This window comes from Kitasatospora sp. NPDC048365 (assembly GCF_043200835.1).
In the GTDB taxonomy this organism is placed as follows: Bacteria; Actinomycetota; Actinomycetes; order Streptomycetales; family Streptomycetaceae; genus Kitasatospora; species Kitasatospora terrestris.
Genome location: NZ_JBICYJ010000005.1, coordinates 1 through 14,148, shown reverse-complemented (window position 1 = coordinate 14,148; position 14,148 = coordinate 1). Strand labels below are relative to the sequence as shown.

11 protein-coding genes are annotated in these 14,148 nt (G+C 73.9%); 4 read left to right on the top strand and 7 right to left on the bottom strand.

All coding sequences use genetic code 11. From position 1 onward, the window contains the following. The first annotated feature begins 32 nt into the window (after positions 1-32). A complete protein-coding gene (locus ACGFX4_RS06295; RefSeq protein ID WP_393070758.1) occupies positions 33-380 on the top strand; it encodes a hypothetical protein in 348 nt (115 codons plus the stop codon). After that, positions 377-2,029, top strand: coding sequence for a cation acetate symporter (locus tag ACGFX4_RS06290; protein WP_393070756.1), 1,653 nt, complete (start codon positions 377-379; stop codon positions 2,027-2,029). Before ACGFX4_RS06295 ends, ACGFX4_RS06290 begins: the two co-directional genes overlap by 4 nt. Before the next feature lie 187 nt (positions 2,030-2,216). On the opposite strand, the gene ACGFX4_RS06285 is transcribed toward ACGFX4_RS06290, so the two are convergent. Continuing rightward, the gene (locus ACGFX4_RS06285) at positions 2,217-4,382 is read right to left on the bottom strand and encodes a M4 family metallopeptidase (protein WP_393070754.1); all 2,166 of its coding nucleotides are present in this window, start codon (positions 4,380-4,382) and stop codon (positions 2,217-2,219) included. Positions 4,383-4,584: 202 nt separating this feature from the next. Between ACGFX4_RS06285 and ACGFX4_RS06280 the strand changes: the two genes are divergently transcribed. After that, complete coding sequence (locus ACGFX4_RS06280; RefSeq protein ID WP_393070752.1) at positions 4,585-7,308, top strand: LuxR C-terminal-related transcriptional regulator; 2,724 nt, start codon at positions 4,585-4,587, stop codon at positions 7,306-7,308. Between the two features lie 156 nt (positions 7,309-7,464). On the opposite strand, the gene ACGFX4_RS06275 is transcribed toward ACGFX4_RS06280, so the two are convergent. From ACGFX4_RS06275 to ACGFX4_RS06250, 6 genes are read right to left on the bottom strand one after another with little or no spacing between them, the layout of a single operon-like run. Further along, positions 7,465-8,241: an ABC transporter ATP-binding protein gene (locus ACGFX4_RS06275; protein WP_393070751.1), complete on the bottom strand. Its 777-nt coding sequence runs from the start codon at positions 8,239-8,241 to the stop codon at positions 7,465-7,467. Continuing rightward, positions 8,234-9,241, bottom strand: a complete 1,008-nt coding sequence (locus ACGFX4_RS06270; protein ID WP_393070749.1) for an ABC transporter ATP-binding protein — start codon at positions 9,239-9,241, stop codon at positions 8,234-8,236. Before ACGFX4_RS06270 ends, ACGFX4_RS06275 begins: the two co-directional genes overlap by 8 nt. Beyond that, complete coding sequence (locus ACGFX4_RS06265) at positions 9,238-10,125, bottom strand: ABC transporter permease (protein ID WP_393070748.1); 888 nt, start codon at positions 10,123-10,125, stop codon at positions 9,238-9,240. The genes ACGFX4_RS06270 and ACGFX4_RS06265 overlap by 4 nt, the downstream gene beginning before the upstream one ends. After that, positions 10,122-11,072, bottom strand: coding sequence for an ABC transporter permease (locus ACGFX4_RS06260; RefSeq protein WP_393070746.1), 951 nt, complete (start codon positions 11,070-11,072; stop codon positions 10,122-10,124). The genes ACGFX4_RS06265 and ACGFX4_RS06260 overlap by 4 nt, the downstream gene beginning before the upstream one ends. Further along, positions 11,069-12,748 carry a CocE/NonD family hydrolase gene (locus ACGFX4_RS06255; RefSeq protein ID WP_393070744.1) on the bottom strand — a complete coding sequence of 560 codons (1,680 nt, stop codon included), beginning with the start codon at positions 12,746-12,748 and terminating at the stop codon, positions 11,069-11,071. The genes ACGFX4_RS06260 and ACGFX4_RS06255 overlap by 4 nt, the downstream gene beginning before the upstream one ends. 57 nt (positions 12,749-12,805) lie before the next feature. Beyond that, entirely contained in the window at positions 12,806-13,291 is a 486-nt protein-coding gene (locus ACGFX4_RS06250) for an ATP-binding protein (protein WP_393070742.1), read from the bottom strand. A gap of 110 nt (positions 13,292-13,401) precedes the next feature. On the opposite strand from ACGFX4_RS06250, the gene ACGFX4_RS06245 reads away from it, so the two are divergent. Beyond that, a complete protein-coding gene (locus ACGFX4_RS06245) occupies positions 13,402-13,968 on the top strand; it encodes a TetR/AcrR family transcriptional regulator (RefSeq protein ID WP_393070740.1) in 567 nt (188 codons plus the stop codon). The last annotated feature ends 180 nt before the right edge of the window (positions 13,969-14,148 follow it).

Here is a 14,148-nt window from a genome sequence, read left to right as displayed (position 1 = left end):
CCCGCCCTTCCCCCGCTCCCGGAGGCCCCCCGATGTCCCTGTTCGACCAGGCACTGCACGAACCGCCACCGAGGTTCGACGCCGCCGCCCACCCCTCCCTCACCCGGCTGCGCCGCACCACCCGCCGGCTCCGGCGCCGGCTGCTGGCCGCCAACGCCGCCGCCGCACTCCTGGCCGCCCTCGCCCCACTGGCCGGCGGCGGCCTCGCCACCCCGCTGCTGGGCGGCTACACCGTCGGCATGCTGCTGCTCAGCCTCCAGGTCGCCACCCTGCTGGGCTCCGCCGCCTGGTACGAACGCGCCTGCCGCACCCACGGCGACCCGCACGCCGACGCCCTCGCGGCGGCCGCGCACGGCCACGGGAGAGGGGTCCGACCGTGACCGGCTCCCCCGTCGTCCTCCTCGCCGCCGGCCAGGGCTCGCTGCTCTCGCCGCTGACCGCCTTCCTGGTGGTCATCTGCCTCTGCTTCCTGCTCTGCCTGGTCGCCGGCGTCGCCAACGACACCGCCGCCGACTTCTGGACGGCCGAGCGCTCGATGCCCGCACTGCGCAACGCCCTCGCACTGTGCGGCGACTACCTCCCCGCGACCGCCCTGCTCAGCCCGATCGGCACCGTCGCCCTCGCCGGGTACGACGGCATGGCGACCGCCGCGAGCGCCGCCGCGAGCATGGCCGTGCTGCTGGTCCTCGCCGAACCGCTGCGCAACACCGGCCGGTTCACCCTGGGGTCGGTGCTCGCCACCCGGACGAACGGGCACACCGGGCGGGCCGCCCGGATCGCGGGCGCGGTCACCACGGTGGCGGTCTGCGTCCCGCTGACCGTCGTCCAGCTCAGGGTCGCGGGCGAGGCCACCGCGTACGTCCTCGGGTCGCGCACCCCCGGGGCGGCACTGGTCTGCACGGTCCTCAGCGGACTGCTGATCACCACCTTCGCGGCCTTCGGCGGCATGCGCGGCACCGGCATGATCCAGACCGGCAAGACCCTGCTGGTGCTCGGCGTGGTCGTCGCCGTCGCAGTGGCCGCCGGCGGCGCGCTGCACTGGGACCTCGGCGCACTGATGGACCGCTCGGCGATCGGCGGCGGCGGCGCGGCGGTCTTCCACGCCCCCGGCCTGCTCTTCGGGCCCGCCGCGCCCGGCCCGCTCGAACAGTTCTCGCTCTGCCTGACCGTGGCACTCGGCTCCGCCGTCGTCCCGCCCCTGCTGATGCGCGTCGGCGCCTCCCTCGACGGCCGCACCGCCCGGCGCGCCACCGGGTACGCCGCCGCCGTGATCAGCGCCTTCTACGGCATCGTGGTCCTGCTCGGCCTGGCCGCCGCCGCGGTCGTCGGCGTCCGCGGGATCGCCACCGACGACCCGCAGGGCAACTCCGCGCTGCTCCTGCTCACCGACACCCTCGCCCACGGCGCCGGCGGCCGGGTGCTGTTCACCGCGGTCGCCTGCGCCGTCTTCGTCACCGCACTCGCCTCGGTCGCCGGGCTCACTCTCGCCGGCGCCGCCGCCCTCTCCCACGACCTGCACACCGGGGTCCTGCGCCGCGGCCGCTCCACCGACCGGCGGGAACTCGCCGCCGCCCAGTGGTCGATCGTCGCGATGGGCGTGGTCGCGGTGGGGCTGGCCGTCCTGCTGCGCGGCTGGAGCATCCTCTTCCTGGCGTCCTTCGCGGCCGCCGCCGCGGCGTCCGTGATCCTGCCCGCCCTCGTCTACACCCTCTTCTGGCCGGGCTTCTCCCGGCTCGGCATGCTCTGGACGCTCCACGGCTCGCTGGTCTGCTGCTTCCTGCTTCAACTCTTCGGCCCGACCGTCTCGGGCCGGCCGTACTCACTCCTGCCGCACGTCGACTTCCACTGGTTCCCCCTGCAGAACATCGCCGTGGTGACGGTCCCCATAGGCTTCCTCCTCGGCTGGGCCGGCAGCCGCCTGCGGCCCCCGACCACCGCCGAACGCGCGGCCCACACCGACGCGGAGACCATCATGCTCGTCGGCCACAGGACGCGGTCCCTCGCGAGCGGCGCCACCGCGGAGCGCTGATCGAGCGATCGGGGTGCCGCCTCCGTTGTTCCCGTGCGAGGGGGATGCGGTCCGGCCCCTCCCCGGCGGGGCCGGACCGCAGGGCTGCCGCCTTCTTTCAACCCCGCGAGAACGCGGCAGCTCCTGTCGCCGGGCCCGTCCCACAACGGTTCCGGCGACAGGAGTACTGGGCGTGGAGCGGGACGGGTCAGCCGATGGCGACGTCGTCGATGAGGAAGTTCGTGGTCAGGTAGGCGTCCTCCTGGCCGGCGAACTCCAGGGTGATCGTCGTGCCGCGGTAGGCGGTCAGGTCGATCGTCCTCTGGACGTACCCGGTGCCGGCGTTGGCGTTGGAGTAGGTGGCGGCGGTGGTGCCGTTGACCTTCACCTTCAGCGTGTCGTAGGCCGTGGCGCCGGACTCCTGGGTGGCGACCTGGAGCCAGAACGAAAGCCTGGGGCTGCCGGTGGACGGTACCGCGATGTTGCGCTGGGACAGCGACTCGGTGGCTGCGCTGCCGTAGCCCATCATCGAGGCGTACCAGGATCCGCTGCGGGCCGGCGCCGCGGTGGAGGTACCGATGATGTCGGCGCTCTGGGTCCAGCCCGTGGCGCCCTGCTCGAACGAGCCGTTGACCAGGGCGTTTCCGGTGGTGGGGGAGGGCGAGGGGCTGCCCGGCGAGGACGGGGACGGCGTGGGGGTCGGGGTTGAGGTGCCGGGGTCGGGCAGGGCGGTGCCGATGGAGACGGCGGCCCAGGCCTTGGAGACGATGTACCGCTCCTGGGAGTTGGTGCCGTACAGGTCGGCGGCGGCGTTCAGGGTGGCGGTGCGGGCCGAGGAGTAGTTGGTGGTGGAGGTCATGTAGGTGGACAGGGCGCGGTACCAGATCGCCGCGGCCTTGTCCTTGCCGATGCCGCTGAAGCTGTCGCCGTTGCAGGGGCTGCCGTTGTGCGCGAGGCCGCCGATGGTCTTGGCGCCGGTGCCTTCGGCGGTGAGGTAGAAGAAGTGGTTGGCGATGCCGGAGGAGTTGTGGACGTCGACGGTGCCGGCCTGGCTGCTGTAGCAGGACAGGGAAGCGCCGTCGGCGTTCGGCTTGTCCATGCGGCGCATGAAGCCGTTGCTGCCCATGTTGAGCTTCTCGCCGATGTAGTAGTCGCCGGGGTCGGCACTGTTGCCCGCGTAGAACTCGACCATGGTGCCGAAGATGTCGCTGGTGGCCTCGTTGAGGCCCCCGGACTCGCCGGAGTAGGTGAGGTTCGCGGTGGCGGCGGTGACGCCGTGGCTCATCTCGTGGCCGGCCACGTCCAGGGAGGTGAGCGGGGTGTTGCTGTTCGACGAGGAGCCGTCGCCGAAGGCCATGCAGAAGCAGGAATCGTCGTAGAAGGCGTTCACCAGGTTGGTGCCGACGTGCACGTAGGCGGGGGCGCCGCGGCCGTCGTTGCGTATGCCGCTGCGGTTGAAGGTGTTCTTGTAGTAGTCCCAGGTCTTCGCCAGGCCGTAGGAGGCGTCCACAGCGGCGCTCTCCCGGCTGGAGGAGGTACCGGTGCCCCACGTGTTCGTGGACTTGGTGAATGCTCGGGCGTTCTGCTTGGGCGCCGTGTCCGGGCTGCCGTAGGAGTCGTAGACGACGGTGCCGCCGTGCGCCGCATCGGTGAGGGTGTAGCCGCTGCCGGACTGGGTGGTCTCGATGGAGACCTGGCCGACGTGGATGCCGTTGCCGGTGCCGGTGGCGCCCTGGTGCAGCTCGTACTGGTCGAGCAGTGCGCCGCTGCCGGCGTCCACGATCACCGCCTCTTGCGAGGCCGGGCCGGCCTCGCCGGCGCCCGTGACCGTCGAACGGTAGGCGAGGACCGGAACCTTGCCGACCGCGTACACCACCAGGGTGTTGTGGTCCGAGCTGTCGGTCTTCGCGTTTCTCACGTGCTTGGCGTGCTTCACCGCGGCGGCCGAGGCGTCGGCCGCCGTCAGCTTCGGCGCGACGCCGGCCACCGAGATCGCGCCCTGGTGCGCCAGGTCGGATCCGGTGACCTTGCCGTCCTTGCCGTAGTGCACCACCAAGTCGCCGCCGATCACCGGCAGTCCGCGGTAGGTGCGGTCGTAGCGCACGTGCCGGGCACCGTCGGTGTCCATCAGCACGTCCTTCGCCACCAGGCGCTCGTCCGGGCCGAGGCCGAGGGTGCGGGCCGTCGCGGCCGCCTCCCGGTCGGCCGAGCGCATCGCCTCGCCGCGTGCGTCGGCCGTCATGGCCTGGAATCCGGCGCCCGGTCGGGCGGACGGGCTGCTGGCGGCCGCGGTCGACTGGGAGGCCACCGCGGTCACGGTGCCCAGGGTCAGGGTGGCCGCGACAGCGGCTGCCAGGGCGTTCTTTCGGGACATCTCAATCCTCCCGTCGAGCTGGGGTTGAGGGGGAAAGGCCGCAGGACGCCATCAGGGGGTAGGGGAACGTCCTGCGGCCGGTGACAGCTCGACTGTGGCGATGACGTTAGGGAAGGCGGGGGGTGGCCTACATCGGGGCAATCCCTTGTCCTGGCGCGCAGGGGCCCCGCGGGCGCACCATGGCCCGATGCAAGATGCTCCGATGGGGGTGAACGTGGTTCAGGAGACGGTCGGCACCGTGCTGCCGGTGATGCCGGACGAGGCACACAGCACCCGACGGGTGGTGCTGTTCGGGCCGCCGGGGATCGGCAAGACCACCGCGGCCGTTGTCCTGGGGCAGCGGCTGGGCCTGCCGGTCCTGCGGCTGGCCCCGGGCCCGCAGGACACTCAAGTCCCCTGCACCGGGCTGCTCGAACTCGCGCTGGCCCTGCAGCCGCTCCCGGCCGCACGGGAACTCGCGACGGTTCTGGACGAGACCGCCGGCGAGTCGGAGTCCCCTGATCGTGCCGGTTCGGCCCTGCGGCTGCGCCGGCTGACCGCCGACGTGCTGCGCGATGCACCGCCCATGACGCTGGTGGTGGACAACGCCCAGTGGCTGGACCCGGCCAGTGCCGCCGTCCTGGGCTGGGCCCTGCGCCTGGCCCCGGACCTCCCCGTCGTCGTGGCCGAGCGCACCTGGCGGCCGGCGGCCGGCGGCCACTGGAGCGGGGAGGACGCGTACGCGGTGCGCGTCCCGCCGCTGACGGTCCACCAGGTCGAGACGCTGTTGTCCCCTTACCGGCGCACTCCCTGCGAGGTCGCGCGGATCCACGCCCGCAGTGGGGGGAATCCGGCCCTGGCCCTGGCGCTCGCCGAAGCCTCGGCCCCGCCCGCGGGCCGGGACGGCGGGGACGAGCCGGTCCTTCCGCCCAACGCCCGCCGGCTGCTGGGCGAGTGGCTGGACGAGGTACCGGTGCAGGTGCGGGAACTGCTGACGTTCGCCGCACTGGACGACCGGCCCGACCTCGCACTGCTCGGCCGTCTAGCCGGCCCGGCCGCCGAGAACCTCCTCGCCGAGGCCGAGGCCGCCGGGCTGGTCGACCTCGCTCAGGAGGACGGGGAAGTGCGGTTCACCGCCCCCGCGATCGGCACGGAACTTGCGACCCGGCTGCCGGACACCACGCGCAGGCTCCTGCACGCACGCCTGGCCGAGGCCAGCGGCGACAGCGTCCGCCGCGAGCGGCACAGCACATTGGCGGCCGACACCGCCGACCCTCGGGCGGCCCGGCACACCGCCCACGACGCCGCCCGGGCCGCCGGCCATGCCAGGCTGCGCGGCGAGCACCCGCTGGCCGCCGAACTCTCCCTCCTCGCCGCCGAACGCACCCCGCACGAGGACACCGGGCTGCGCACCGAGCGGGCGCTGACCGCCACCCGGGACGCCGCGCACTGCGGCGACCTCCCCCGCGGCCGAGCAGCCGCCCGCCTCGTCCTCGAACACGACAGCAGCCCCGCCCAGCGCGTCAGCGCCCTCGTGGCCCTGCTCGATGCCAGTGGACAGCGCCTCAACGGCGCGGACGAACTGTTCGCCGAGGCGGTCCACGAGGCGGCCGGCCGAACGGACCTGATCGCCCAGATCCTGCTCCGCCAAGCCGTCCGGGCCAACGTCAACGAAGGCGCCCCCGACCAGGCCGCAGCCCTGGCCGCCCAGTCCGCCGCCCTCGCCCAGGCGGCCGGCGACACCACCGCCACCGCGCTCGCCCTGACGATGCAGGCACGCGTCCAGCGCATCATCGGCCGCCCCGAGAACGAAGCCACGCTCCGCCGGGCCCTGTCCCTGCCGCGCACCGCGTCCGTCCCCGTCAACGCCACCCCCGAACACCTCGCCGCCCGGCACTCCCTCTTCGACGACCGCCTGGACGAGGCCCGGACCACGCTGCTGCCCCTGCTCGTCCGGGCCCAGCGGGACGGGGACGCCGAGGGCACCGTGGACATCCTGCGCAGCCTCGCCGAAGTGGAGCTCCGCGCCGGACAGTGCGCCCGAGCGCTCGACTACGCCGACCGCGCCCGGGCGTTGACCGAGCGGGCAGACCTGCCGCCCGCGCCGGCCTGCTACACCTCCGCTCTCGTCGAGGGCACCGCCTCGCGCACCGACACCGCCCTCGCCCACGCACGCCGCGGAGCCGACGCCTCCAGGCAGGAGGGCAACCGGGTCTTCCTCTCCCGCAACCTCTTCGCCCTCGGCCACGTCCTCCTGGCCGCCGGCCGCCACCGGGAGTCCCTGGACGCGCTGCAGGAGGTCCGGGCCCTGGAGGAGTCGCAGCAGGTCCACGACCCGTCCGTGCTGCGCTGGCACTCCGACCTCGCCGAGGCCCTCATCGCCCTGGGCAGTCTCGACCAGGCCCAGAACCTGCTGGACGACACCCGCCGCACCGCGACCGACCTCGGCAAAAGCTCCGTCCTCCTCTCCCTCGAACGCGCCCAGGCACTCGCGGACGCCGCCCACGGCGACTACGACACCGCCGCCCACCGCCTCACCGAAGCGGCCGACCGCCTGACCCACCTCCCCCTCGAACGCGGCCGGACCCTGCTGGCACTCAGCCACACCGAGCGGCGCGGACGCCGCCGCGCCAGCGCCCGCACCGCCGCACAGAACGCCGCCGACCTCTTCGCCGCCCACCGCGCACTCCCCTGGGCCGAAACCGCCGCACACGTCCTCCACCGACTGGAAACCGCCCCCGCGGACACCGGCACCGGCCCCCGCCTCACCTCCGCCGAACAGCGCTGCGCCGAACTCGCCGCCGCCGGGGCGAGCAACCGCGACATCGCCACCGCCCTCACCGTCAGCGTGAAAACGGTCGAAGCAACCCTCACCCGCATCTACCGCAAGCTCGGCCTGCACTCACGCGTCCAACTCGCACACACGGTCACCCCGGCCCGCGAGTGATCCGCCGGGGGCTCCGGCCGGCGGCGGTTGATGCACATGCGCGCCGGCGGAGGAGCGGCTGCGACCCGTGTCCTGCCATTCGGCACGACGCCGGTAGTGCAGAGAACGCCCGCCTCGGACGGGCGGATCCGGGGCGGGCGTTCTCGTGATGTGGGGTCAGGCGGTCCTGCGCTGCGGCTTCCAGCCGGGCTTGGGGACGGAGGCGATCAGGCGCTGCGTGTACGGGTCCTGCGGGGTGCCGAGGACGTCGGCGACCGGGCCGCGTTCGACGACCCGGCCGGCCTGCATCACCAGGACGTCGTCGCTGATGTGCCGGACGGCGCCGAGGTCGTGGGTGATGAACAGCAGCGCCGTGCCGGTGTCGGCGCGGATGCGGGCCAGCAGGCCGAGGATCTGCGCCTGGATGGAGACGTCCAGGGCGGCGATCGCCTCGTCCAGGATCAGCACCTGCGGCTCGGCGGCGAGCGCGCGGGCGATCGCCGCGCGCTGGCGCTGCCCGCCGGAGAGCGCCCGGGGCAGGGAGCGGGCCTGGCGTTCGTCCAGGCCCACCATGTCGAGCAGGTCGGCGACCCGGGTGCGCAGCGCGTCGGCGGGCAGCGGGTGGTGCAGGCGGACGGCCTCGGCCACGGCGTCGCCGATGCGCTGGCGGCGGTCGAGCGAGGAGTACGGGTCCTGGAAGACCAGCTGGATCTGCCGGCCGCGGGCCCGGCGCTCGCGCGAGCCGATCCGGCCGGGCCGGCGTTCCTCGCCGGCGACGGTGATCCGGCCGGCGGTGGGCGTCTCGAGTCCGGCGATCATGCGGGCGGTGGTGGTCTTGCCGGAGCCGGACTCGCCGACGATCGCCAGCGAGCCCCGGGCGGGGAGCGCGAAGGCGACTTCGTCGACGGCGACGAACTCGCCGTACTCCTTGCGCAGGTTGCGGACCTCAAGCATGGCTGCCGGCCTCCTCGGGCGAGGGCGTGTGCGGGAGCGGGTGCGGGACGTGGCAGGACGCCGTGGACGCGCCGACGGCGGTCGGCCGCGGCCGCTCCGCGCGGCAGCGGTCGACCACGCGCGGGCAGCGGTCGGCGAAGGCGCATCCGTCGGGCGCCTCGAAGCCGGAGAGGGGTCGGCCGTCGATGGTGCGCAGCGCGGCGCCGGCGTCGTCGACCGAGGGGCGGGAGGCGAGCAGCGCCCGCGTGTAAGGGTGGGCGGCGCCGCCGCGCAGCCGGCCGGCGGGGAGCTCCTCGACGGTCGAGCCGGCGTACATGACGGCGACCCGGTCGCAGACGGCGGCGGCGAGTTCCAGGTCGTGGGTGATGAACAGCATGGCCAGTCCGCGGGCCTCGCGGGCCTCGGCGACGATGGCCATCACCTCCTCCTGGGTGGTGACGTCGAGGGCGGTGGTCGGTTCGTCGGCGAGCAGCAGGCGGGGCTCGGCGGCGAGCGCGGCGGCGATCATGACGCGTTGCAGCAGGCCGCCGGAGAGCTCGTGGGGGCGTTGGCGCATCCGCCGTTCGGCGTCCGCGATGCCGACCTCGCGCAGGATCCGGGTGACCCTGGCGACCGCGTCGGCGGCCGGGAGGCGACGGGCGGTGGTGAGCCCTTCGATCAGGAAGTCGCCGATGCTGCGGGCCGGGTTGATGTGGGCCCGCGGGTCCTGGAAGACCATGGCGACGTCGCCAGCGCGGAAGGCCCGCAGGCGTTCGGGGGTCATCGCGGGGACGGACTCGCCCGCGAACAGCAGTTCGCCGTGGATCCGGGCGGCCGCGGGCAGCAGGCGCAGCACCGAGCGGGCGGTGAGCGACTTGCCGGATCCGGACTCGCCGACCAGGGCGAGGGCGGCGCCCTCGGGGACGGTCAGGTCGGCGCGGTGGACGACGGTGCGCAGCGCGCCGTCGAGCGGCAGGTCGATCCGCAGTTCGCGGATCTCCAGCAGGGGTCGGGGGCTCATGCGTTGGCTCCGAGCAGGCGTCGGGACAGGCCGGTGCCCAGCAGGTTGAACGCGACGACGACGACCAGGACGGCGAGGCCGGCGTAGAGCGACTGCTGCGGCTGGCCGGCGAGGATGGAGGGCGCCCCGTTGGACACCATCAGTCCCCACTCGGGGGCGGGGGGCCGGCTGCCGAGGCCGAGGAAGGAGATCGCGGCGACGTCGAGCAGCGCGTAGCCGAAGCCGATGGTGGCCTGGACGAGGACGAGCGGCAGCAGGTTGGGCAGCAGGTGCCGCAGCCAGATCCGGGCGGTCGGGGCGCCGAGCAGTTGGAGCGCCGACACGTACGGCAGGTTGCGTTCGCGGATCGCGGCGGAGCGCACCACGCGGGTGATCAGCGGTAGGTAGGCGACGGACAGGGCGGCGACCGGCGCGGCGAGGCCGGCGCCGAAGACGGCGGCGGCGAGGACGGCCATGATCAGGCCGGGGAAGCCGAGGACGATGTCCAGGGCGCCGGAGACGATCCGGTCGAGCAGGCCGCCGGACCAGGCGGCGGCCAGGGCGAGCAGGGTGCCGAGCGTGGTGGACACCAGGATCACCACGGTGGGGGCGGCGAGGCTGGCCCGGGCGCCGGTGATGAGCCGGGAGAGCAGGTCGCGTCCGGTGTCGTCGGTGCCGAGCGGGTGGGCCGGGGACGGCCCGGCGTTGACGCCGAGCGGGTCGACGGCGTTGGGGTCGTGCGGGGCGATCAGCGGCCCGAGGACGGCCAGCAGGACGAACAGCGCGACCACACAGCCGGCGCCGAGGGTGAGGCGGTCGCGCGGGGCGCGGGGCTTCGGCGCGGCGGCGGTGCGCGTGGGCAGGGTGGACCGGGCGGTGGTGCGGGTGGACCGGGTGGTGGTCATCTCGCCCCCTTCTGGGCGGCTCGGGGGTCGAGGGCGGCGCTGACCAGGTCGACGGCGGTGTTCAGGACGACGAACACCACCACGAAGATCAGCGAGACGGCCTGGACCACGGCCATGTCCTGCTTGGACGCGGCTTCGATCATCAGGGCTCCCAGCCCTCCGGTGCCGAACGCCTGCTCGGCGACGGCGGCGGTGGCGATCAGTCCGGCGACGGCGACGCCGGAGACGGCGAACACCGGGCCGGAGGCGTTGTGCAGGACGTGCCGCCGGATCACCGTCCACTCGGGGACGCCGCGGCTGCGCGCGGTCTCCACGTGCTCGCCGCGCAGCTCGGCGCGGACGGCGGTGCGGGTGACCTGGGCGACGTAGCCGATCCAGGTCATCGCCAGGGCGACGGCGGGCAGCGTCAGGTGGGAGAGGGTGCCGGCGAGGCCCTCGCCGGACCCGTACACCGGGAACCACGGGAGGCGGACGGCGAACAGCCAGATCAGCAGGACCGCGAGGACGAAGGTCGGCACCGCCATCGCGCCGGCGGTGAGGCCGGTGGCCAGCGTCTCCGTCCGGCCGCCGCGCAGCGCCGAGACGGTGCCGACGGCGATGCCGGCGGCCAGCACCAGCACGGAGGCGTAGCCGACCAGGGCGAGGGTGTCGCCCGCGCGGGCGCCGATCAGGTCGGCGACGGAGTCGCGGTAGACCAGGGAGCGGCCGAAGTCGCCGTGCAGGCAGTCGCTGAGCCAGTGCCAGTAGCCCTGGAGGAACGGGTCGTCGAGGTGGTACTCGCGGTGGATCTGCGCCAGCACGGCCGGGTCGGGGTTGCGGCTGCCGCCGACCAGCAGGGTGGCCGGGTCGCCGGGGGTGAGGAACATGGCGCCGTGGATGGCCAGGCTGGAGGCGAACACGGTCACCAGCAGCATGCCGAGCCGGGTGGCGACGTACCGGAGGGTCATCGGGGCTCCCCGCTTCCGGGCAGGACGGTCAGGCGCAGCCGGGAGGGGTGGGCGGGCCCGGTGCGCAGCGTCTGGACGCTCGCCCTGGGTGCCGTCGTGGTCCACGGGCTCTCCGCCGTACCGGAGTTGGGGAGGTGGTTCGGGAAGTCGCTGGAGGCGACCAGCAGCGCGAGGCGGTGGCCGGGGCGGAGCCGGTAGCCGGTGTGGCCGAGGGCGATCTCCAGCTCGCCGGGCCGGTCGGCCTGGGCGCAGCCGCGCAGCACCAGGCGGGCGGTGCCGTCGGGGGCGAGGTCGAGCAGCCGGACGAACACGTCGTAGGTGGGCGCGGTGCTCTCCACGTGCAGCACGGCGTGCGCGGGGCCGGCGAGGTCGAGCGGGGTCTCGGCGGCGGGGGTGGTGAAGACCAGCACGTCGTCGCGGTCGAGGGTGGCCCGCTCGTCGGCGTGGTCGCGCAGTTGCAGGAAGGTGTCGGTGGCGGCGGAGGGGACCAGGTCGTCCGGGTCGTAGCGCCAGTCGACCGTCGCCGTGGAGGGCGCCGGGTCGGCGCCGAGGCGGCCGCCGGGGACGGGGCCGGTCGCGGCGGCCGGGTCGGCGAGGTGCAGTTCGGTCTCCACCGCCTCCGGGGGCGGCCAGCGCTCGGCGGTGCGCCAGCCGACGTGTCCGAGCCGCCAGCGGACCCGGGGCAGGGACTCGGGCCGGGCGGTGCCCTTGAGGAAGACGTCGAAGAAGTCGGCGGCCGGACCGGTGTAGCGGTCGATCATGCGATCGAGGGCGGCGTCGTCGGCCAGGTGGTCGTCCTCCGGCCGGACGGGGGCGCTCTCCAGGAAGTAGTTCTCGTGGTCGATGGTGTCGGCGAGCAGGTACTGCACGGCCGACCATCCGGGGCGCCGGTCCAGCTCGCTGTAGTCCCGCATGTGGGCGGTGCCGAGGTTGTCGAACCAGCCGACGCAGTGCAGCACCGGCACCGGCCGCGCGTCGTACGGGTGCGGCCCGTTGTACGGGGCGAGCGGGATGCCCGAGACGATCAGGTCGAAGCCGGCCGAGCGCTTGCCGATGGCGGCGAACGCCTCCTCGTACGCGGCGGCGACCGGACGCCGGGTGAGGTCGACGTCGAACTCGTGGATGTCGTTGTCCACCCACACCTGCGCCTGGTAGGTGGCGCCCTCCAGCCAGAGCGGCTGCGGGCCGGATCCGGTGTCGTAGCCGGCGATGCCCGGCCCGTTGCCGGTGCAGGTCACCCGGGGGACGATCGCGCGCAGCGCCGGGTGCTCGCTGGAGACCGCCGACCACTGGGTGAAGCCGTAGTAGGAGTCGCCGAACATGCCGACGATCCCGTCGGACCAGGACTGGTGGGTGATCCACTCGATGGTGTCGTAGCCGTCGTCCACCTCGCCGGTCCAGCCGAGGGTCCGGCCCTGCGAGCGGAACTTGCCGCGGACGTCCTGGACGACGACGGCGTAGCCGCGGGCGGTGAACCGCTCGGCGATCCGGTCGAAGAAGACGTACCGGCTGTTCTTGTCGTAGGGCAGTCGGGCGAGGACGGTCGGCACCGGCCCGTCCCCGCCCGGGGTGTAGACGTCGGTGGCCAGCAGCACTCCGTCACGCATGCGCACCATGTGCTGCCGGGCGTGCGGGGGGACGGGCTGCGGGGTGACGCGCTGGACGGCAAGGCTCATAGGGGGCCCTCCAGGGAAGCGAATCTTTGGAAAACAACGTGATACAACAGCGTTGCATCACGCGCCGACCAGCGTCAACCCCCGGTCCGGCGAAGGGATCCGGCGCGCGACCCCGGTCCGGACGAGGGCGAGCGCCCGGGTGGACCCGTCCGGCCCGCGGCGCAGGGCGAACCGCTCGGACAGGACGGACACCATCGGCAGCCCGCGCCCCCGGAGCCCTTCGACGTCACCCCACGCTTCGACATCTCCCCACGCGGCAGGCCCGGGGACGGCGGGCAGCGGGCGACCGGGCGAGCCGGTGTCGACCACCTCGACCTCCAGGTGGTCCGCGCGGTGGCACAGGCGGACGGCCATGTCCTCGCCACCGTGCTCGGCCGCGTTGGCCAGCAGCTCGGCGAGGACGACCAGCGCGTCACCCGCCGGCACGCCCCACGCCGCCAGCAGCCCGGCGCAGCAGGAGCGCGCGCGGTGCGCGTTCTCGAGGGTGGCCGGGAGGCACAGGGCGGCGACTCGGCGGCTTTCGGTGCGCGGCAGGACGTCCATCGGGATTCTCCTCAAGGAGCGAAATCCCCCCGACGAGACAACGTCGTGATATAACAATGTTTCATCACGCGGTGTTCTGCGTCAACCCCCCTCTGAGCTAGGTTTCCTCCATGCCGATCGACGTCGACGAAGTCCAGCGCCGCAAGGCAATCGCCCAGGCCACCCTCGCGGTCGCCGCCCGGGAGGGAGCGCGCGCGATCACCATCCGCGCGGTCGCCAAGGAACTCGGCGGCTCCACCGCCATGGTCACCAACTACGTGCCCACCCGGGCCGCCCTCATCCTCAACGCCGTCCGCGCGGCCGAGTCCCGGTGGCGCGAGGACCTGGAGGCCCACGTCGGCGACCGCACCGGCGCCGACCGGCTCCGCGCCACCGTGGAATGGCACCTCAGCACCGACCCCGAGGACCTGCTCCTGCGGTCGCTCTGGGTCGAGATGCTCTCCGCCGCCCACACCGACCCGGCCGGCGTCGACCGGCAGGAACCCCGCGAGTCCCGCCAGCAGTTCCTCGACGCCTCGCTCACCGCAGGCGTCCCCGACGCCGCCCTCGCCGCCGACGTCCTCTCCCTGCTCACCCGCGGCTACTACATCTCCTCGATGGAGGAGCCCGGCTACTGGACCCCCGAACGCGTCACCCGCGTCGCCGAAGCCGTCGTCGGCGCCCTCGTCGCCGACTGACTGTGAGGATGTAGATGGCACCGCTTGGCGGTCTGACCCTCCGACTGACTGACACCCCGGGCTGTCCTTGGCTGGAATCGTCGGCCGTCCAGGCGGTGCCGCTCTGCACGCGGCCGGTCGGGCGCCTGTGACCTCATAGGAGCCCGGCCAAAGGTCCCATCACAGTCTTGTCCTGCCGCC